Origin of the sequence: Streptococcus sp. CCH8-H5, assembly GCF_001556505.1 — a bacterium.
GTDB lineage: Bacteria > Bacillota > Bacilli > Lactobacillales > Streptococcaceae > Streptococcus.
The window spans coordinates 13,545-35,520 of sequence record NZ_LSIZ01000079.1; the positions used below are offsets into that span (position 1 = coordinate 13,545).

General features: G+C 37.0%; 21 protein-coding genes. 1 reads left to right on the forward strand and 20 read right to left on the reverse strand.

Going from position 1 to position 21,976, the window contains the following annotated elements; all coding sequences use genetic code 11:
- Window position 1: 1 nt before the first annotated feature.
- The 8 genes from AX663_RS05105 to AX663_RS05140 form a co-directional block, all read right to left on the reverse strand.
- On the reverse strand, window positions 2-1,579 hold the full coding sequence (locus AX663_RS05105) for an ABC1 kinase family protein (RefSeq protein WP_060972907.1): 1,578 nt from the start codon (window positions 1,577-1,579) through the stop codon (window positions 2-4).
- A 17-nt stretch (window positions 1,580-1,596) separates the two neighbouring features.
- Window positions 1,597-1,875, reverse strand: coding sequence for a phasin family protein (locus AX663_RS05110; RefSeq protein WP_013990645.1), 279 nt, complete (start codon window positions 1,873-1,875; stop codon window positions 1,597-1,599).
- 246 nt (window positions 1,876-2,121) lie between these two features.
- On the reverse strand, window positions 2,122-3,558 hold the full coding sequence (locus AX663_RS05115; RefSeq protein ID WP_021144203.1) for a glycoside hydrolase family 1 protein: 1,437 nt from the start codon (window positions 3,556-3,558) through the stop codon (window positions 2,122-2,124).
- Between the two features lie 123 nt (window positions 3,559-3,681).
- Entirely contained in the window at window positions 3,682-4,818 is a 1,137-nt protein-coding gene (locus AX663_RS05120; RefSeq protein ID WP_037601295.1) for an AI-2E family transporter, read from the reverse strand.
- 77 nt (window positions 4,819-4,895) lie between these two features.
- Window positions 4,896-5,492 carry a histidine phosphatase family protein gene (locus AX663_RS05125; protein WP_060972908.1) on the reverse strand — a complete coding sequence of 199 codons (597 nt, stop codon included), beginning with the start codon at window positions 5,490-5,492 and terminating at the stop codon, window positions 4,896-4,898.
- Window positions 5,489-6,097, reverse strand: a complete 609-nt coding sequence (locus AX663_RS05130) for a histidine phosphatase family protein (protein ID WP_060972909.1) — start codon at window positions 6,095-6,097, stop codon at window positions 5,489-5,491. Before AX663_RS05130 ends, AX663_RS05125 begins: the two co-directional genes overlap by 4 nt.
- Window positions 6,094-6,696: a histidine phosphatase family protein gene (locus AX663_RS05135; protein ID WP_060972910.1), complete on the reverse strand. Its 603-nt coding sequence runs from the start codon at window positions 6,694-6,696 to the stop codon at window positions 6,094-6,096. The genes AX663_RS05130 and AX663_RS05135 overlap by 4 nt, the downstream gene beginning before the upstream one ends.
- A gap of 17 nt (window positions 6,697-6,713) precedes the next feature.
- Window positions 6,714-7,541, reverse strand: a complete 828-nt coding sequence (locus AX663_RS05140; RefSeq protein ID WP_060972911.1) for a Cof-type HAD-IIB family hydrolase — start codon at window positions 7,539-7,541, stop codon at window positions 6,714-6,716.
- Window positions 7,542-7,728: 187 nt separating this feature from the next.
- Here AX663_RS05140 and AX663_RS05145 point away from each other — a divergent pair, with 187 nt between their 5' ends.
- Window positions 7,729-8,706, forward strand: a complete 978-nt coding sequence (locus tag AX663_RS05145) for a phosphodiester glycosidase family protein (RefSeq protein ID WP_060972912.1) — start codon at window positions 7,729-7,731, stop codon at window positions 8,704-8,706.
- 36 nt (window positions 8,707-8,742) lie between these two features.
- On the opposite strand, the gene AX663_RS05150 is transcribed toward AX663_RS05145, so the two are convergent.
- Genes AX663_RS05150 through AX663_RS05205 form a run of 12 tightly spaced genes read right to left on the reverse strand, consistent with a single transcriptional unit; the run spans window position 8,743 to window position 21,964 of the window.
- The gene (locus tag AX663_RS05150; protein ID WP_060972913.1) at window positions 8,743-9,795 is read right to left on the reverse strand and encodes a hypothetical protein; all 1,053 of its coding nucleotides are present in this window, start codon (window positions 9,793-9,795) and stop codon (window positions 8,743-8,745) included.
- Between the two features lie 10 nt (window positions 9,796-9,805).
- Window positions 9,806-10,798 (reverse strand): stealth family protein, encoded by a 993-nt coding sequence (locus AX663_RS05155; protein WP_060972914.1) that lies wholly within the window; start codon window positions 10,796-10,798, stop codon window positions 9,806-9,808.
- A complete protein-coding gene (gene glf, locus AX663_RS05160) occupies window positions 10,795-11,895 on the reverse strand; it encodes a UDP-galactopyranose mutase (protein WP_060972915.1) in 1,101 nt (366 codons plus the stop codon). Before glf ends, AX663_RS05155 begins: the two co-directional genes overlap by 4 nt.
- A 13-nt stretch (window positions 11,896-11,908) precedes the next feature.
- Window positions 11,909-12,907, reverse strand: a complete 999-nt coding sequence (locus AX663_RS05165; RefSeq protein WP_060972916.1) for an acyltransferase — start codon at window positions 12,905-12,907, stop codon at window positions 11,909-11,911.
- A 2-nt stretch (window positions 12,908-12,909) separates the two neighbouring features.
- Window positions 12,910-14,325 carry a flippase gene (locus AX663_RS05170; protein WP_060972917.1) on the reverse strand — a complete coding sequence of 472 codons (1,416 nt, stop codon included), beginning with the start codon at window positions 14,323-14,325 and terminating at the stop codon, window positions 12,910-12,912.
- 49 nt (window positions 14,326-14,374) lie between these two features.
- Window positions 14,375-15,541 carry a hypothetical protein gene (locus AX663_RS05175; protein WP_060972918.1) on the reverse strand — a complete coding sequence of 389 codons (1,167 nt, stop codon included), beginning with the start codon at window positions 15,539-15,541 and terminating at the stop codon, window positions 14,375-14,377.
- A gap of 28 nt (window positions 15,542-15,569) precedes the next feature.
- Window positions 15,570-16,562 (reverse strand): glycosyltransferase family 2 protein, encoded by a 993-nt coding sequence (locus AX663_RS05180; RefSeq protein WP_060972919.1) that lies wholly within the window; start codon window positions 16,560-16,562, stop codon window positions 15,570-15,572.
- A 19-nt stretch (window positions 16,563-16,581) separates the two neighbouring features.
- Window positions 16,582-17,556 carry a glycosyltransferase gene (locus AX663_RS05185; RefSeq protein WP_060972920.1) on the reverse strand — a complete coding sequence of 325 codons (975 nt, stop codon included), beginning with the start codon at window positions 17,554-17,556 and terminating at the stop codon, window positions 16,582-16,584.
- A gap of 24 nt (window positions 17,557-17,580) precedes the next feature.
- Window positions 17,581-18,183, reverse strand: a complete 603-nt coding sequence (locus AX663_RS05190) for a DUF1919 domain-containing protein (RefSeq protein ID WP_331462067.1) — start codon at window positions 18,181-18,183, stop codon at window positions 17,581-17,583.
- Window positions 18,184-18,243: 60 nt separating this feature from the next.
- Complete coding sequence (locus tag AX663_RS05195; RefSeq protein ID WP_060972921.1) at window positions 18,244-19,389, reverse strand: glycosyltransferase family 4 protein; 1,146 nt, start codon at window positions 19,387-19,389, stop codon at window positions 18,244-18,246.
- A 2-nt stretch (window positions 19,390-19,391) separates the two neighbouring features.
- Entirely contained in the window at window positions 19,392-20,564 is a 1,173-nt protein-coding gene (gene cps2T, locus AX663_RS05200; protein ID WP_060972922.1) for a beta 1-4 rhamnosyltransferase Cps2T, read from the reverse strand.
- A 32-nt stretch (window positions 20,565-20,596) separates the two neighbouring features.
- Window positions 20,597-21,964: a sugar transferase gene (locus tag AX663_RS05205; protein ID WP_060972923.1), complete on the reverse strand. Its 1,368-nt coding sequence runs from the start codon at window positions 21,962-21,964 to the stop codon at window positions 20,597-20,599.
- Window positions 21,965-21,976 lie beyond the last annotated feature (12 nt).

Here is a 21,976-nt window from a genome sequence, read left to right on the forward strand (position 1 = left end):
TTTATCCTTTTTTCTTAAATATTATACGCACTACTGTGATTAAAGCTAGAAAAGTTCCAAGTCCAAGAAATAGCCAGTCAAGATTTTCAAAACCTGATTTATTAGCCAAAAGGGCACCGGAAAGTAGAAATCCCAATGACAATAAGGCTAAAACCAGATTATTTAATACTTTCTCAAAAACTTTAATTCGACCCGAAAAGTTAATAAAATCATGGTTCACCACAATTCGTCCGTTTAAAATTTGCTCCAAGAGCTGATGCAGACGACGTGGAATGTTCTTCCCATTGCGAATCAGATAAAAGAGTTCAATCAAGATACTCTCTTTATTCAGGGCCTGCTTAAGCATGTCAGGTCCCATATTTTCTAGGAAGTAATCCTTGGCCAGAGTCATAAGATCCATATTTGGCGCTAACTCTCGGAAAATCCCCTCAATTTGAAGCGAAGCCTTCTCCAAAATGGTAATTTGAGAGGAGGCTTTAAGATGATTTTTCTGGAAAATAGCCATCAAATCCTGCAGCAAATCTGTTATAGAGAGACTTCCCAAGTCAATACCAGAATAACGACCTAACATTTGCTCTACATCTTGACTTAGGACTGCACGATTAAGACCATTATCAAATTGTGTAACGGACAAGATGGCCTTGGTCATACCATCAACATCTTGTGCGGTAAAACTGTACAGGATGTCATTTAAGGACGCACGCATCCCCACTTCCAACTCACCCATAATTCCAAAATCAATGAAATAAATCTTGCCATCACGTACCAACAGATTTCCAGGATGGGGGTCACCATGAAAATAGCCATCTTTGAAGACTTGCTTGATAAATGACAGCATAAGTTTCTTGCCCACATCTTCTAAGTCATAGCCAGCCTCAATCAGTTGGCTGTAGTGATTAAGCGGAATCCCATTGATATACTCTTCAACTATGAGGTGAGGTGTCGTGAAGGTATCATAGACCTCGGGGACACCTAGACAAGCAACAGCCCTGTTATTGGCCTTAAAGCACTTCATGGCCTCTGCTTCATTCCTGAAATCTAGTTCCTTAATTAAGGTTTCACGCAGATTTTCCAAAACCTCCTGAACATCGACCATGGGGATAAAATGTTTTGGTATATGCCGTGCAAGCTTAATGAGAAGCTGAATATCTTCCTTAACGACCTCATCAATACCAGGTCTCTGGATTTTTACAATCACTTCCTGACCAAACAATAATCTAGCTCTATGGGTCTGAGCGACAGAACCAGAAGCTAAGGGCTCTTCCGAAAAATCAAGGAAACTGTCAGAAAGCTCATTAGGTAATTCTCGCCTAATGGCAGTCATGACTTCCTCTTTATTCAAGGGAGGAACTGAGCTCTGGAGCTTTGATAATTCTTTGATATAGTTTTCTGGCAAAAGGTCAGAGCGCGTGGATAGGATTTGACCAATTTTAACAAAACTAGGTCCTAATTGCTCAAAGGCTTGGCGTAGCTTGACAGGTGTTGTCTGTTGGTCTTGAGGAAGATGCTTTTCACGATAAGAAAGGAGACCAACTGACGAGAAAACCTTCAACACATGTCTCAATCGTTTACTAGCCATTTTAGACTCCTTACATTTTATTTATTTTGACTGAGCAAAGCGTCAAGTTTTTCTTCAAGACGTTTCACATCATCCTTAGTCGCATACTCAACTGAAGATTTCTTAGCATCAAGTTTCGCTAAAAATTCTTGAGCTTCTTCCTTACTTTGACGTTTGAGCTCTTGTTCCAGTTCCTTACCTTCTTCAACAGTCAAACGCCCCTTTTCAACCAACTCTTTGACAAAGCTATCGGCCTTATCAACTGTCATAGCAGTCAACCCGATTCCAGCTAAGAGAACTTTTTTCAAATCATTCATTATCGTTACCTCCATCTAAGTAGGAAAAGCAAAGAGATAGACTCGCTACTTCTTCGGAAAATATAAGAACGCTTTCACACTTTTATTCTACCACTTTTTCAGAAAATATGTGGAATAACATAAACAAAGTTATTGTGTATTAAAATACTCTCTTTTTACTCATGTCAACAGAAATCCAGATATATCAAAGTTGTACTTTAATACTAAAAAAGAATCTCGAATATTTTTGAGATTCTTAGTCATACTCTATTTGTAAAGGGCTTCACCATTACTTTCGATAACAGACTTATACCAAACAAATGATTTTTTCTTATAACGAGCCAAGCTACCACTACCATCATCATTGCGATCAACGTAGATAAAGCCATAACGTTTACTGAGTTCAGCCGTTGAAGCTGATACCAAATCAATTGGCCCCCATGTCGTATAGCCCCAAAGTTCTACACCGTCTTGAAGGGCTTCGCCAACTTGAATCAAGTGTTTTTGAAGGTAATCAATACGATAATCATCTTCAACTGTTGGACCATCTGGGCCATCAACGAGAACATCCTTGGCACCTAAACCATTTTCGACGATAAACAATGGCAACTGATATCGATCATAGAAGTCATTCAAAACTAATCGAAGACCGATTGGATCAATAGCCCAACCCCATTCAGATTTTTCAAGGTAGGGATTTTCGACACCACCTAAGATGTTGCCTTTTCCAACCTTATAGTCTTGCGGATTGTGTGCTGTTGCCACAGACATATAATATGAGAATGAAATAAAATCAACGGTATTCTTCAAGATTTCTTCATCACCTGGAGCAAATTGTATTTCAATACCATTCTCTTTGAAATAGCGTTTAATATAGTTTGGATATTTCCCACGCGCATGGATATCTGAGAAGAGATAGTTTTGATTTTCAAACTCGTGAACAGCCAACTGATCCAAAGGATTTGCTGTCATTCCATAAGCTGGCATGGCAAGAACCATACATCCAATCTTAAAGTCAGGGTTGATTTCATGACCGATCTTGGTTGCTGAAGCCGAAGCGACTAACTCATGGTGAACTGCTTGGTAAAGATCCTGTTTAGAGAGCTCTTCCATCGGAGTTGAAATCCCACCTGACATGAACGGTGCGTGTAAAACAGAGTTCACTTCATTAAAGGTCAACCAATATTTGACCTTATCTTTATAACGTGTGAAGACTGTACGAACATAATTCTCATAAAAACCAATTAATTTACGATTAGTCCATCCATTGTACCGACGCGCCAAGTTGAGTGGTGTTTCATAATGGGACAAGGTTACAAGCGGTTCGATGCCATATTTGGCCAATTCATCAAAAACCTTATCGTAGAAGGCTAGACCTGCTTCATTTGGCTCGGCATCATCACCATTTGGAAAGATACGAGTCCATGCAATTGACATGCGGAAGACCTTAAAGCCCATCTCTGCAAAAAGTGCTATGTCTTCTTTATAACGGTGATAGAAATCTATACCTTCTAGTTTTAGATTATCTGGTGTTGGTTGGTCAGTAATCAAAGGATTCAAGGCCCCGGGTTCAAAGGGAACACCGCCTTTTGGCGTTACATCCTGTACGGACAAGCCTTTGCCATCTAGGTTGTAAGCACCCTCAAACTGGTTGGCAGCTGTTGCACCACCCCAGAGAAATTCTTTCGGAAATGTATATGTCATCTTTTATCTCCTTGCATTGTTCAATTTACTAATAGTATAACACTTAGAAAACGATTACACTTATACTATCTTCTTGAAATCTGATACTATAGCACGAAAAAAACAGACCGAAGTCTGTTTTAATTAGTCATTACTTTCAAGAGCATTTGCTGCTTTGGCTTCTTCTCGCCTAACAACATTATCTTTAACAATCTGATATAGGGTTGCGGCTACTGGCACAGAAACCAACATACCTAAGATACCACCCAAGGCAGAACCTATGGTGATTGCGAAGATAACCCAAATACCAGGAAGTCCGGTAGATCCACCGACCACATAAGGATAGATGAGATTCCCTTCAAACTGCTGCAAAATAACCACGTAGGCAACAAACAAAAGCGCCAAGGTCACAGAATGTGTCATAATCAAGATGGTACCAATCGTCACACCAATATAAGCCCCCACAACTGGAATCATTGCTGAAAAACCAATCAGGATAGAGATAGTTGCAGCGTATGGGAAATTAAAGATAATCATCCCAATATAACACAAGGTCCCCAAAATACAAGCCTCAAGCGACTGATAGACGAAGAAATTACGAAATCGATTATTGAGAATAGCAACTACATAGTGGAAAGTCTTACCATAACGTCCTAAATAGACGTCTACCAAACGATTGACCTGATTCCCAAGTTTCTCTTTTCCAGCTAAGACATAACAAGAAAAGACAATACTGATAAAAAGATTAATCAAGGTTGATGGCAGACTCGTTAAAGAAGTCAAGAAACTGGTCAAACCATTCATGATTTGTTGAAGCAACTGAGCACTGTAGCTATTGATTAGCTCTCTAACCTGTGTCACACCACCAAAATCTTGAATAATTTTTTGCAAGGATTTGTTCTTAAGCAACCAATTAATCAAATTATTAATAGCTGAGCGGTCTTGACTAATTAAGGTGTTGATACTGTCAATCAAATCAGGAAGGACAGTGAATACTACCCAAGTAAAGACCAAGCCAATGGTTCCCAATGCCGAGAGCAGAGCAATAGGACGCTTGATTTTAGCGATAAAACCAAATGGAATAAACTTGACCAGCAGTTTCTCATAAAAAGACATCAGGATATTTACCACAAAGGCAATCCCTGCTCCAACCAGGAAGGGCTGACTGGCAACGTAAATGGTGTTACAAATTGAAACAACTGTTTCCCAGTAAGTATAGATCAAGAAACAGCTGAAAAAGAGGACAGCCAACCAAATGAACTGATTTTTTGTAAATTTCATAGGCACTCCATAATTTAAAATACCTTTCCATTATACACTAAGAAAGGGTTTCTTACTATCTTTGATCATGAAAGCCACTAAAATTCCACGAACTCTTGATCATTTAAAGGATCAATCAGTTTGACAAAGTGAAAGTTCGATCCATCGTAATCAAAGACTAAGATGGCGCAATTGCCTGGACAAGACTGAAAGGCACGCTCCGGCTCCACAGCATGAAGAAAAGTCATCAAGGCTCCTGCGTGACTGACAGCCAAAATAGATTGGTTAGGATGTTTATCCACTATCTCTCTTGCACCATTTACCACTCGTTCTACAAACTGATCTTGACTTTCCCCACCAAACTGAGCATAATGGTCACCGAAATGCCCCTGAATTTGAATTTTAGGATGAAGATACTCCGGTTGCCCCTCAAAGATACCGAAGTGCATCTCTTTAAGTCCCTTAACACGTTTATAATCAGTACGCCCAGTAGCCAATTCAAGCGTATCAGAAGCTCTTTCAGTAGTCGTGCAATAATACTGATCAAAAGTCAAACCATGTTTTTCAAAATAGGCACGCACCTGACGAGCCTGGTCCTGACCTTTTTCAGTCAAAGGGGAATCACACCAACCTTGAATTCGATTGAGTGTGTTAAAAAGTGTTTGTCCATGTCGCATTAAATAGAATCGTGTCATTCTTCACCTCCATAGATATACTCTTCTTCTACTGGATTATAAACTGAGACCAGTTCAAATTGACCTTGGTCATAAGTAAAGTGTAAAATACAACAATTTTTAAGACCACGAATATCTGGAACAGGATCTAAAACACGTCTACAGAATTGCAAAATAGATGGACCATGACTAACCAGCAAGGACTTAGAACCATCGGCCACACTCTCCATGATGGCCCTAATCGTCAACTCCATACGATCCCGGACCTGGCTCGTACTCTCGCCACCAAATTGAACAAAGTAATCACCAAAGCCCTGTCCATCAGGTAAGGTTTTAGGAGTAAGATACTCTGGCTGCCCTTCAAAAGCACCAAAATCCTGTCCTTTAAGACCTTTAAGTCTTTCATAGTCTGTTCGTCCAGTCACAATTTCTAGAGTATCGCTAGCTCTCTCAGAGGTTGACGTAAAGACATGATCAAAAATTGGCTCTTGCTTAGCTAGATACTGACCAGCCTTTTTAGCCTGTTCAATCCCGACTTCCGTCAAAGGGGCATCGCAGACCCCCTGAAGCCTATGCTGAACATTAAATCGTGTTTCTCCATGCCTCATTAAATAAAATTCTTTCATAATGTTACCTCTAAACCAGAAATCGGATCAATCACCTGAAGAAGTTCCAATTGTCCTTGGTTATAATCATAAACACAAATATTACAATTCCCAAAACGTACTCCTTCAGGAAAGGCTAAGTCCATGGTAATGATTAATCCCCACAAAGCAGCTCCATGACTGACAAATAGAAGATTCTCATCACCATCTTTAGTGTGTTCTTCTGCTTTCTCTAAGACAGTCTTTAGAACCCTCTGGCCGACATCTCGAATATCTTCACCACCGTATGGGACCAAGAGATCTTCAAAGGATCGTGAACCTGGACGATGTTTGGGTAGGAGATGCTCTGGTTGAGCTTCAAAAGACCCAAAATTCATTTCTTTTATTCCCTTGAGCTGGATTACAGTGTACTCAGGCGCCACAATCTTTGCTGTGTCAGTTGCTCTCTCTTGCGTAGATGAATAGACAGCATCAAAAGAAATACCTTTCTTTGCAAAGTACTGCTTAGCTTGTTCTGCCTGACAGATTCCATTTTCAGTTAGGGGAGAGTCACACCAGCCCTGAACACGCTTTTGCGTATTAAATAATGTCTCACCATGTCGCATTAAATATAATTTCATTTCTTTACCACCCTTTTTTAATATAAACCTAAATAATCTTCTAAGATAGTCAAGACACCTTGACCTTGATCCTTATGATGCGGTGCTACTTGGTCTGCCACTTGCAAAAGAGCAGGGCTGGCATTTTCCATCGCATAAGAATGACTAGCCATACGCAGGAGCTCAATATCATTGTCACCATCACCAAAAGCCATAACATTTGCCTCATTCAAGTCCCAATGGTTAAGAAGCTGCTTAAGCCCCCAAGCCTTGTGCATGCCTTTTTGAATGAAGTCAATAGCACCAAAACCGCTTGGAACAGCGACAAGATTACCATCAAAATCACGATTAAAGGCTTGCGAAACCTGATTAGCCTCTTCAGGACTCAGCAACATGGTGATCTTTATGAAATCATCCTCTAAATCCTTCAACCTATTCAAACGGTGAATGGATGCTTCCATAGCGGCTTGCTCTTCTTCTGTTATCATCTCTTTACCAAAATGTAGTTTCGTTCCTGATAGCATATAAGCAGATTTAGCACCATTAAATATAGTCGGTTTATCTAACAAATCATAATTAAAATATCTTAGTAATTTTTCAACATCATTAAATGCCATAAACTCCTGACACAGAAGCTTGCCATAGCTAACCACCTGACCACCATTTTCGGCGACAAAATGCAGGCGGTCAAAAGTCTCCGCAAACATAGGTTTAAGGCGACTCATACTATTACCTGATGCAACGACAAAGTGCATATCACGCGCAGCCATGGCATCCAAAATCTGACTAAAACGCTCCTTATCATAGCTCCCTTTATCGTCTAAAAATGTTCCATCCATATCTGATGCAATCACCTTAATGGTCATAAAGCACCTCCTTGACTAACTTATCCCTATTATAACCCTTTTGGAAAACGCTTACCAGTACCATACTAGGAAAAACTGATACTATTCTTGGATATTTAATGGTCTTAGGATTGTTTTGTAAGCCTAGATTGTTTATAATTATAGTATGAAATTGAAGAATATTTTAAGAATACTATTTTCTCTTCTAATGATAGGTGCCATAGTTGGTGGACTGCTCTACCTCACCATCTATTTCAACAATCGAGATATTAAGAAGCTTTCCATGCCATCAAATAAGGATGGATTGAACTTTACCATAAAGAATAAAGAGCTCTTAGATCAGTCTGTCTTACTTGAAAAAGGCAATATTAAAAATGTAGACATGCAGATTCTCTCCTTCAAGAAGGACGGAAAGTATGTCCTACAAAAAGGAAGAACCGAAGATAATAATCCTGAACTCACAGAGCAAAGTATTAAGTACGAAGCTAAGCGACGAGAAGCTCTTGCTCTTATTAACTCTGGTTTTTGGTCTTACGAAGGGCTAGATCGTCCTTTCGCTCAAAAGGAAATCGAATTGGGCAAAACAGGCCTTCTATATGGAGATGATCAAAATAATATCACTGCCGGAACCTATCCAAATATCGACACAGCTAAAATGTTTACCCACATGGGAAGCAACGGTTGGGATACAGGTGCCTTTGGTATTCTCATTAAGGATAAAAAAGTAGATAAAACCTGGGAAAAAGGTGATCCTGACCAACCAAATGCTCGTTCCATTTACGTAGAGACCCATGATGGTATTATCCGAATTATCCAAACCTATGGCCACAACTCCCTCAATAAGGGCTTGAATCACGAAGATGTCTATAAGCTTTTAAAAAATATAGGCTACTCGAATATTCGTCTTGCCTTCCTACTAGATGGTGGTGGAACGACTCGTATGTACACGCGATCTGATAATGGTAAGGAAAAGGTTGCTGGTGCCTTTGTCGACAATAGAACCTATATTGAGTACCTCTACCTCACCAAGCGTGATACTAATGCTGCTGATCCAAATATATGGCGTGATCCAGAGCTCGTAAAAGCAGGTAAATCCAAGTCAATCACTTATGACGACTATATTGAAGCAATCTATTCAAATGGAAAAGTTCCAGGAACCCAATACCAGTTTGAAGTCTCCAAATAATGCAAAAAATCCTCACTAAAATGAGGATTTTTTATCTTATTTTAAATTGTTCAATGCAGTAAGTAGGTAGTGACCATCACGAATACCTTTACCGACACGCTTGGTATTTTCAACCAAATCTTGGTAATCAGTATCTGAAAGATTGTCAATTGCCGCCTTCAATTCATGAAGTGACTCAACTGCAATTCCACAGCCGTTCTCAAGCACAAAATGAGATAAAGCTGACTGTTTCCAAACGACAAGCGGGAATCCTGAGGCCAAGTACAGTGACGCCTTGTGAGAGTTATTATAGCGAAGGTACTCGCCGAAAACACCACTACATGTCTCAGCACTGTCGCCATCCCAGACAAGCCCAAAACCACCCTCAAGGGCTGCAGGAAGCTCATCAGGTAGGAAGGAACCAAAGTAGTTCTCATTCTCAAGAGCTCTGCTTTCGTCGAAGCCGACACCATAAAGGTTATAAGCAGGTTCTGCAGGAAGAGAGTAAAGATAACCAGCTTTTTCTTGTGCCAAGTTACCAGCTACAATAATTGGCTGATTCTTTGTAAGACCCGTCTTCTCTTGGAAATTTGGAATCAAATAGTCAAAAATACCAAGACTGACAATCTTATCTTCTGCAACCCCTTTATCCACTAAAACAGATTTCATAATTGAATTGTGGGCAATGATACCATCAACTGCACCAAGAAGACCTGATTCTTGAATTTGAACCCGAATCTTATGTTTAAAAGGTACTGTATCCAAATTGGCATAGCGTAAAACTTCCAAATCGTGGATAATAAAATGAACTTTTACGCCTTTTTTCTGTGCTTTCTTTACATGATGTGTTGTGAAAAAACTATGATGAAGCATTGGGAACTGGATAAGTAACTCATCACCTTGCTTTAGTTGATTCAAGGCCTGTCCAAAAGCCTTCGATTTATGAAGTTGTGCTTTAAGTGTACTCATCTCGTACCAATTATCAACTGAAAGAACCAAGGCTTGATAACCTTCTCTCTTTACAATTTCTTCAACATCATTACGTGCCTTATTACCGGCATTTTTAACATTGTTATCGTGTAAAAATTCTTCTTTTAAATAGTATTTCATCTCTTATTTCTCATTTTTCAAAAGCTGATTTTTCAGGATAGCGTTCTTGTAAGATTTCCTTAAAACGAATGATATTCTCCTCTTTAAAGTCAACTTCATCATTCACACAAAGCAATTTTTTATGTTTATCTTTAAAGATACTCTCTAACCTATCTATTTGATGTAAATTTATCGTTTCACCAAAATTCTTTGATATAGGATAAAACTGATTACTTTCAATATGCCAATACTGACAGATATATTGATTAACGTCTACTTCGTAGTTTCTAATTTTATTTCGTGACGTTCTATCTAAGGTTTCTCCCTCAATTTGCCATAAATTCGCCAAGGTGCTTTTTTTCATTGGTGTAGCTAAATGGTTGTTCACATAGCCAGTTGGCCCCCATGGCAAAAGTAGCAAGTTTTTCAAAACTAAATGCCCATAGCGGTAGTTAAAAAATTTCCAAGGTGAGGACTTTAGGGCCTTCTTATTAGGAAAATGACGATAAATTAACTCAACATTTTTGTAATATGTATTTGTATAAGCTGACCAAGGAACCAAAGCATCATATACAGCAAAAAGCTTAGGTTGACCATTTTTATAAAAATCCGAAGGTTGACTATCCCTAATCAAGTACACATCATCATTGAAATACAAATAATTTTCCGACAATCCTTTAATACGATGAAGATTAAGCTCAATAGCAGCAGAATTATAGGTAGGTAGATACTCTTCAGGCATAAATTCCTTATGAGTAATCCATCTGAGTTTTGGATGCTCCAAGTTCAACCAGTCAGGTTTTTGTCCGTTGGTAACTAAGTAAACATTATTTACCCAAGGGGCATGCTTTTCAATCATTCGGAACCAGTAATTAAAAATTCCAAATTCACGGTATCTTAAATCTCCATCAACTAATTCATTAGAAACTGAGATTTGGCCTGTTACTTCTTGTTTCTCACGGATAAACTCCGGGTCACTGCCATCTACCCAGAGGACAACGATATCAATTTTTTCTTCTGTCATTTACTAAATTCTTTCTCTACGACTTCCAAGGCACGCTCAATGACCACGTGCATGTCGTAGTATTTATAGTCTGCCAAACGTCCACAGAAGATAACCTTGTCATTTTTCTCAGCTTCTTCTTGGTACTTAGCAAACATGGCATTGTTCTTTTCATCATTGATTGGGTAGTATGGTTCATCTCCACGTTTCCAATCAGCTGGGTATTCACGTGTGATAACTGTCTTAGGTTGTGTACCATACTCGAAATGCTTATGCTCAATAATACGAGTATAAGGAATCTCACGCTCTGTGTAGTTGACCACGGCATTTCCTTGATGATTTTCTTCATCCAAGACTTCGTGTTCAAAACGAAGACTGCGATACTCCAACTCACCATGTTTGTAGTCAAAGTACTGGTCAATCATTCCTGTAAAGACAACTTTTTCAGCTGAGGCTTCAAGCTCTTCACGATTGGCAAAGAAGTCAACTCCAAGCTCTACTTCTACATCTCCAAGCATATTTTCAATGATGACATTGTAACCACCGATCGGAATTCCTTGGTAACGGTCATTAAAGTAGTTGTTATCAAAAGTAAGACGAACCGGAAGACGTTTGATGATAAATGGTGGAAGGTCTGTGGCAGAACGTCCCCATTGTTTTTCAGTGTATCCCTTAATCAACTTTTCGTAGATATCTGGACCAATCAACTTGATAGCTTGTTCTTCCAAGTTTTTAGGCTCAACATCTTTCATATCAGCCGTTTGCTCAGCTATCTTGTCCTTAACTTCTTGCGGAGTCTTAGTGCCCCACATAGCATAAAATGTATTCATGTTAAATGGAAGGTTGTAAAGACTACCCTTGTAGTTAGCAATTGGTGAGTTGATATAGTTATTAAACTCAGCAAATTGGTTGACATAATCCCAAACTTTTTTATTTGAGGTATGGAAAATGTGAGCACCATACTTGTGAACGTTGATACCTTCAACATCTTCACAGTAAATATTGCCACCGATGTGATCACGCTTGTCAATCACTTTTACTTTTTTGCCACGTTTTGTAGCTTCATGTGCGAAGATTGCTCCAGACAAACCAGCACCAACGATAAGATAATCGTACATTATAAACTCCTTTTTATAATTTAACTATTCGATTGATATAAGGGATTTTCATTAATATCATACTTATTAGAAAACTAATCACTAATGTGAAAACAGGGAAAAATAAGTGTGCACCTTCTATGTTAAACCCTATCAACTTTTGCCATATTTGCATAACATAGGTATGTATAATAAATACCCCCATCGTTTGGACTGATAACAAGTAGATCATTCTATGTTTAGAAGCATCAATGGTTAGCGTCAATAAGGTAAGAAATAGTCCTAAACTAATTACTTTTACCAAAAGATTGTCATAAAAATATTCAGCAAAAAGATTATGATAAGTAGTTTTTGCTATGAAAAATAATATTATCGGTGAAATCAATAACAAAAGTATGCTAACTATTTTCATCCATACCTTAAAGATTGATTTTAAATTATCTATATTGAATTGTGCTACAAAACCACCTAAAATGTAGTAAAAGAACCAAGTCCATAATCTAAACGTCTGTATAACATAAATTTGCACTGGCATTTGAAACAAAAAATTTATCAATTCAAAAATCAAACCAATAATTGTTAATACAGATAGAAAGTATAAATAACTTCTTTTTGAATGTAAATACTTCTTCAATATCGGCAAGCATAAATAAATAAGTATTAGTGAGCCAAAAAACCAAAATTGGAAGAAATAACCCTTTTGTATCAAAGAAGCCAAAATTTTTTTAATTGGATTAATTGTGAAGTCTCTTTTAAGAAACCAAATGATAACGGTCCATGAAGACACTGTTATTAGAACCCATTTTATTTTATGTAGTATATAGGGATATGTTATCTTGCTCTTACCCAATAATAAATAACCATTTACCATAAAAAACAAGGGAATTGAATAAGTACCTAGATAATATAAATAAGATGAGTAATTCCATCGCCCTGTTTCCTTAAACCCTGGCATCGTAGTATGAAGCAAAACAACTCCTATACAAGCAATTACTTTTATCAAGTCTAAGTTTATATTCCGTGTTTTCTTCATTTCTAATTTTTCCCTATTATTTGTTTTAATTCTTTAACATCTACCACTTTCAAAACTAGAATAGCAAGAAGGTAAATGAGGCCACCAAGCACTGCATACACAAGAACATTTAAAGTAGGTGGAAAATGCAAGAATGGTTTTGCACTTAGCAACAAGCCATACATCATAGCAGATGCGCATACAATTTTTGCCATAGACTCAAGAATCGGTACTTCTTTGAGGTAAGGAAGGCTGAAGTACAATTGAATGAACCATACCAAAGCCTCTGTTAAAACTGATACAATTGAGGCACCAACAAAGCCAAATGGAGGAATTAACAAGAGATTAAGTCCAACACTGACAACAGCCGGAATAGTCGTAGAGAGCATAAACTCACGATGTTTATTGTGTGGAATCAAAATCTGGATTCCCATAATATTTGTCCAACCAATAAAGAACATCCTAAAGACCATGATGGCAATGGCAATATTAGCTGCTTGGAAGTCCTTTCCTAGGAAAAAACTAACAAAGTCTTTATTGACAACCAAGAGACCAGAAATAATTGGGAAAATGACGAGATTATAAATCAAGAAAGAGAATTCATGCATCTTGTTAACAGCCTTATAGTCTCCACTAGACAAAAGACCAGATACCCTTGGAAGCATTACACTTCCCAATGAAGTCACCAACGTCAACAAAATATTAATTATTTTCAAAGCCTGATCATAAATCCCTACATCATTTGTCGATGACAAGGCACCCAACATTGTACGATCCAAAGTCACGTATAGTGAAATGGCAACCTGAGGGAGAAACAGCAAAATAACAGGTTTAAGATGTTTCTTAGCATAGGATAAATCAAATTGTGGTTCTCCAATGTAAGGTCTCGCTGGTAACCACATACTTAATTGCCCAAGCAATTCAAAGAAGGTCAATAGGAAAACATAGAGATACAAATCACCAGGTGTTTTCACAAATAGGAAGATAGAAATAACTCCTAAAACCTTTACCGTTGTATTCCTTGCGGTAATACGACGAAAATCCTCCAAACCTTGGAATAACCAAGAAATATCCATTCCTTTCGATATCAAGCTTAATCCTAAGATATAAGCCACCATATTTTGCATACCAGGAAAGAACAAACATAATGATGTATACAAGACAAGAGACAAAATAGTCGCAATCAATTGGAGGGTATAAATACCCCAGAAATTTTTACGAATATCCTTTCGATGTCCTGAAATCTCTTTAGTACCATAGTTAGCAACACCTAAAGTTGCCAAAAGAATAAAGTAGGTCACAATCGAATTAAAGTAACCATAAGTACCTAAATCCTTTGAACTAAAAATCCTAGTAACATAAGGTGTCGTAATGATTGGTAAAACAATGACCAGTAATTGATAGGAAAGATTGTAGGCGTAATTTTTTAAAACTTTCATATGTATATGACTCTGTTTAGACTTTCTAAATGATATAGCTCTGTTTCAATTACAAAAAATCTTTATCAGTCTTCATCACAAAGAGTCGACTAATCAATAAGATAAGAGGTGAGTAACGAAGAACAAGCATTTGCGGATCAAACATGCCATGAATAATCATAACACCTAAGCAAGCAAGGACAATATCTTTTCGATTAGTCACAAAATAATTCATGACACGTGTTAAAGCAAATAACATAAATGCACTAACAACCAATCCATCAATTACGAGTAACTGCACAAACGAGCTATCAATAAAGTTATAGTTACTTGAAAAATTACCGAAGATGTCCATGGTTGTAAATGAAATTGGTCGACCTAATAAGGAAACTCCGAAGTTTCGGAATCCTTGAACACTCAGTCTTAGACGATTATGTGTAAATTGGTCAACAAGATGGAATAAATCACCAGTTGAATAGAAACAGAAATAGAGGATTATAGCCAATGCTATAATAACACCATATTTGGCAAGATTTGCTGTTATAACATTACTATCTATGAAATCAAATTTAAAGACCTTAAGACTAATAAAAACATAAGTCAAAATCAAGAGACTTAGATAAAGTGGACTTGAGGTTGAGGTCTGTTGGTACATATAAAACGTAGCAAATAGTAGAGCTAACAACTCTATATAAGTAACCTTCTTTCCTCTAAACATAAGATAACTACATAGGGCAAAAAACATACGTTGAGAAGCAAAGGAAACATAGTTAAATCCTAAACTATAACGATAACCACTATCAGCACTCATCAACATATTAGAAATAATGCCCATCTTACTAGCTAGAATAGTTACAAACAGCACTAAAAAGGTGGCGAAGGAGAAAGTCCCTAATAACTTCTTGAACTCTATATCCCTAGCTGAAAAAACCAACAGTAAAACGTTTAAATCAGGAAGACCATCTCGATTTTTTGACACAATTAACATGGTCAAGGTAAATAATAGGAAAATTATTAATTCCTTCAAGTGGTATCTGAAATAATTTATGGTATCAGGAAGATTAATGAGTTCCTTTATCGTAATCATAACTATTGTAAAATATAGCAAGATACGATAGAGTGACAAAAAACCATCCACCCTTACAAAATAAGTTGTAGTTACCAGAGATGCAAATAATACCCAAATAAAAAGAGTAAATAAATAGATTTTCTCTGAGATAAAGCGACTGCTATTCACAAGTACTTTCCATACCTTTCAATTATTCTTATAAATGTTGTAATAACATCTGTATTTTTTTAAGATAAATCAGAACAACATACATTCGACATTTCAACAACAGTTTTATGAGTGGATTCAATGCAGAAGAATCATTCTTTATAAAATCCTCTATCTCTCGTCTTTCACATGTATCTTTAACGAGCTTAACTTTTCTATTTACAGATAAATTCTGTTTCGTTATATTGTAGATGTTACTCATCAGTATTCTTGCTTTTACAGTATTAACAAGCACTGAACTATCCAAATTCCAGTCAGAAAGTAGATTATCAACCATCTTCAATTCTTGAAGCTGATACTGAAGACGTTTGGGGTTATAGCCCGACATGGCGGAACCTTTTCTACCAATGACATAAACATAGTAGGAATCTTGAGAAAGATAAATCTTTTTGACTTCACGATAAAGATCAAGATTAAAGCGGACATCTTCACCTAACTCATACTGCTCAAAAGAAAGGTTATTTTCAAGAAGAAATTCTCTGCGATATATCTTATTCCAAACTGTGTAAAGCATATCCGATAGGAAAAGTTCTTTAAATATCTTGATAAAACCATCCTTGTCGTAATTCCCTTTAAATGGAAGTGACTTTTCAGTACGATGCTTCTCAGTTAAATCTTCCTCAAAAGAATTGTAATAACTAAAAACAGCCAAATCCAAATCTAACACTAGCTTATCAGCAAAATCAGCAAAGAGATTACCAACAAGATAATCATCACTATCAACGAAGTAGATAAACTCTCCCCTGGCTTTGGACAAGCCAAAATTACGTGCCGAACCAACACCGTGGTTCTCAATATGATAGACTGAGATATTTGAGTACTCGTTAGCATAAGTATCGCAAACACTGCCACTACTATCCGTAGACCCATTGTCTACCACTATAATTTCCAAGTCATCATAGTTCTGAGAAATAATACTTTTTAAACAACGGTGAATATATTTCTCAACATTATAAACTGGAATAATAACAGAATATTTCAAAATAGACTCCTAAATCATATCAGAAAATGTTTTGAATACTGAAAGCCAGTTTTAATACTTTAAGTCTAAACAGTATATATTTTAACTTATTTGGTTGATTTTTCATTTGAGAAAGAGAAACACTATTCTTAAGTAACTCTTGTTTCACTTGATTAGTAATATCTATATATTTTTTATCTAATTTAGATTTATATAAACTTGCCAAGATATGAATCAAGCCATTCACATAATATAGCTGTGAAATTTGTAATTCTTCTTGATTTAATCGTGAACGAACAAAATCAGAATAGAAAATATCTTTATAAAATTCAAACATATCACTAAACTTCCGCTCATTCCAAGACTGTGTAATGGAATCAGGATTATCAATTAAATAGTGATAATACTTTTGATTGGTAGCAAAGACATTCTCAGCTGAAAGAAAAAGCTTGTAATTCGTTCCCAAGTCTTCATAATATTTTCCTTTTGGAAAAGAAATATTATTATCAATAAATAGAGACTTTTTATATATTTTGTCGTTGGCAAAACCTGTGATATAACTATGCTTGAGCATTTGGACAAAAGCATCTTTACCTTCAAACACTTGAGTTACTAATGGATCTGAAACTATAGGATCTTCTTCACCCTTCACAAACTCACGGTTAAAAGAAACGATATCAAACTCTTGGGATTCCAACACCTCTGCTAATTCTTTAAATGTTTGTGGTTCAAGCCAGTCATCAGAATCAGGGAAATAAACATAGTCACCCTTAGCATGTGAAATACCAGTATTGCGAGCTTCAGAAAGCCCACCATTCTCCTTATGAATAACTGAGATAAAGTCATACGATTTAACATAGTCATCACAAATCTTAGGAGAATTATCAGTACTTCCATCATCTACAAGTAAGATGTCATAGTTCTTCCACTCTTGAATAAGGATACTCTCAATACAACGTTTTAAATACTTTTCGACATTATAAACTGGAATGACAACAGTTAAAAGTGGTTTCATGGATTCTTCACCTTAATTTTTATTTTATGTTAAATCTTCACCACCCTTATTCAACCAGGTAACAGCATTAAAATAGCGGTGGTAGGTTTTTAAATCAATTCCAACATGTCCTTGCTTCTCTGCTGATTTAAAGTGGACCAATGAAGGTAGGTCACTGTAATTCTTCGAAGAGAAAATCACCTTACTCTTGTATGGAAGTTCTTCAAACTCTTTCATCAGCTCGTAAGTACAGGCATCATTATCATTGAACTTGAAATACAAATTATCCCAATGTATTCTTTCTAAACGACGATTCCATTTTTGAGTTGCTTCTTCTTCATCAGCATAATGCAGGAAATGAAGTTCAATATCATCAAGAAGTGCTAGAGGATAGGCATTATCAAAGTCTTTGATGTATTTCGATTCCTTAACAAATGTCAAAGGAATATTACCACTCAAATAGTGTTTTAAATTCTTTAGCATCTTGATGTAATCAGGAGAAAAGACAAACATCCCTACAAATGGAGTTTGATAAGGTAAGCCCAATTCCTGATAGACTTTTCCAGCCCAACAATTATCACAAATGATCGTAAAATTTTTATTCTTAAGTCTTCGTCTAGGAATAAAATTAATAATTGGATAAACGATTGGTTATAATTTATTTTTTAGTGTTTCACTGTTCATATTAGTACTTCTTAGAACTTCTTTTTATTTCTTATATAGCTCTGAGAAATTACGAATATAACTTTGTAATGAGAAGAGTTCTTTTTGGCGTTTAACAGAGGCCTTGCCAAATTGCTCTCTCTTCTCAGTGTTATCAGCCAATTCTTGGATGGTCTTAGACAATTCTGCATGCTGATTTGGTGTGGCAAGAAGGCCGTTTTCGCCTTCTTTAACCATTTCACAGACACCACCATGACGGTAGCCGACTACAGGTTTGCCACAAGCCATTGATTCGAGAACTACAGTTGGTAGAGGATCTGGATTGGTACTTGGCAAGACAAAGATATCAAACATATTATAGAGCTCTGTCGTCTTGCTATAATAATCGATGCGCTTAATTTGTCCAGCTACTGGTGAGTCTGATATTGCCTTTTCCAACTCATCAACACGCCACTCTTCACCTTCAAAAGCACTCCCTGCCAGAAAGGCTATTGCTTTTGGATTAGCCTTTAAGATTGGAGTCACTGCTTCCAAGAAATCGCCTTGACCTTTCCAAGCATTCACTCGACCAACCATTCCGATAACAAAGGCATCCTGTGCAATACCAAACAGGTCACGAACTGCGCTGGCGTCCATTTCATGATAGACGGCATTGTCAACACCATTATAGATGACCTGAACTTGGTCATTTTTTACAAAGCGAGACTGCTTCACGTGGTTGGCCACAGCATTTGAAACTGTCACAATCGTATCAGCATAACGCCCCATCAAAAAGTTGATGAAATCAGAGATTGCTTTTGGTTTGACGATAATCTCGTGAACATGCCAAATCAAAGGAAGTTTCAACTTACGTTTGAGATAAATTCCCTCAAGTACCGCAGTCGTATTATTGTGAATAAGAGTAATGCCATTTTCCTTAGCATATTTAGCAATTTGCTTTGAATAACGATTATAAGAGCCAAAATACTCAAGAATTCCCTTAGGATTAAAATACTTCCGGCGCAAGATTGGATAATCGATAACTTTTACCTTAGCACCAACCTTTTCCAATGCACCCACTAAGACGCCATCGTTGGGCAAGATGACATGAGCCTCAAAGGCTTCTTTATCCAATCCTTTAATAAGCTCCAACAAAACCTTATCAGCACCATACATTTCGGCACCAGCGTGAAGATATAAAATTTTCTGCATTTCTATCCTTTAAATACTTTCTCGTAGTCTGTAACAATTTTTTCCCAAGTAAAGGCTTCTTCGATACGTTTACTTGATTTTTGATTGAGGTCTGCGATAGCTTGTTCATCCAATTGTTCAGCTTGATTAATGACACTTGCCAATTGGTCTTTTTTCCAATAGAGAGCACCATCTTCACCGACTTCACGGTTAAAGCCAACATCCAACAAGAGATTGAGCTTAGTTGACTCAAGTGCCTCAAGAAGTGATGGATTGGTTCCACCTACCTCATGACCATGGAAATAAGCAAAGGCATTCTCACGAATGTACTTGAGCAATTCTTGGTCATAAACAGTTCCGACAAACTTCACACGAGAATCCTTGTCAAAACCAGTTTCCTGGCTCAACTTGTCGTAAAATTTGTTTTCTTCAACATTGGTAATGAGAACAAAATCCTTGTCGGAGTTAGATGCCATAAAACCACGAATCATAGCCTCATAGTTATTTTCAGGCACAAAACGTCCTACAACAAGATAATAATTGTTTTCAATAACACCCTTTTCGAAGTACCATGTGCGTACCTTATTATCAACCTTAGTCAATCGAGATTTAGTTGTATCAGTTCCATAGGCAATATAGGTTGTTTGAGGACGATACTTCGCATAATCATTTTGAATATAAGATTCAATGTTTTTACTATCACAAATCAAGAAATCTGCATGTTTAACCATGAGTTGCTCTGAAATTTTCCAATACTTACGAACCGGAAGACTCCACTTTGCACGAAGCCATTCATGACCATCCGGGTTAACCATAAGGGTACCACCGATAGCCTTGATTTTCTTTTTAATACCTGAGATAAATGGACCAATTCGGCAGGCCAAAACATAGAAGATTGGTGCTTGATCATTATTTTCCTTAGCAATCTCAATGGCCTTATTAAGAGCTGCGATGTCATAAGCGATGGCACGTGCAGGCCCGATATTTGGGACGTCAATATTGTAGCATTTAGCACCGTTATGTTCGAAAGAATCTGATGTAATTCCTGATTTAGCAGAATTTTCACGCATACAAGCTACATAATATTGAATATCTTTGTCTTGTTGGAACTCTGTTAACTTCTCAACAAAGGTCTCAAATCCACCATATTTTGCTGGAATTCCCTTAGAACCAACAATATAAACTGTTTTTGTCATTTAATCACCATTAAAAGAAATGGAGAAAGCCATCACTTTGCTCCATCCTTCATTACTACTACTTTAATTGTTTTCAATAAGATTTTGATATCGCGCCAGATTGTCCATCCGTCCATATAAGCAACGTCTAGTTTTACAACTTCATCAAAATCAGTAATTTCACTTCGACCACTTACTTGCCAAAGACCAGTAATACCTGGTTTAAAGCTGAGGCGACGTTTTTGTTCCGGTGTATAAGATTCGTACTCATCCAAGGTTGGTGGACGTGTTCCTACCAAGCTCATATCACCTTTTAGAACATTCCAAAATTGTGGAAGTTCATCAAGACTCGTTTTACGAATGAAATGTCCAATTTTGGTAATACGTGGATCATTGTCCATCTTAAACATACCACCAGACATTTGATTCTGTGCCATCAAATTCTTCTTGATTTCTTCCGCATCAACACGCATAGAACGGAATTTATAAAACTTGAAGATACGTCCATTTTCTCCCACACGATCTTGAGCAAAAATAGCTGGTCCTCCATCTTTACGAATAAGAGGATAAAGGAAGATTCCAACAATACCACAGAGCATCAAACCAACTAGAGCTCCACAGATATCGAGGAAGCGTTTCGCCAAGATATCTCCATAGCTATAAAAATGCGTAGAAAACGTAACAACTTTGAAAGGACCCAATTGTTGGATACGTTTTTCACCCTGACTCATAAATTCAAGGGCATTCAAATTAATGGATACTGGGATTCCCATAAGTTCAAATGGAGACGCATAATCCCAAATCTTGTACTGCTCACTTGGCAGATTAATCAAAACTTGGTCTACTACTGAGTGTGTCGCATATTCAATCAAATTTTCAGGTTTAACACTCTTGATAAATGGATCAGAGAAATAAGGATTATCCAAGACACAAACTGCTGTAATCCTACCATCCATATTGTCCTTCATACGAGATAAAACATTATCAAGACGTGCCTGATCAGAAATCAAAAGAATATTCTTGTTACTTTTACGACGTGTATAGATAGAAGAGCGGAAATACTTAAGAACAGTATTTGTAACGTATAAGAGAACACCTGAAATCAGAGTAACATAAAGAAGTCCGCGACGTGAGATAGAAAAACTTCCATCTGCAAAAAACGAGAGGAAAGTTGCAATTAGAGCAAATATGAAACAATATTTGACAGTTGCAATGAGTTCATCCAAGTAGCCTCTATACTTAAGATTTTCATAATAACTACTGATATAGTAAGACACTACATGTACGACACCTAAAAGGACAATGCTTCCTTGGGTAATCTCTGTATATGGTATTTTACTAGCTACCATGGCTGCGAAAACAACCACAACCAACTGTATAATACCAATTTCAATGCGACGAATTTCTTGTTTTTCTTTCACTCTAAACCCCTT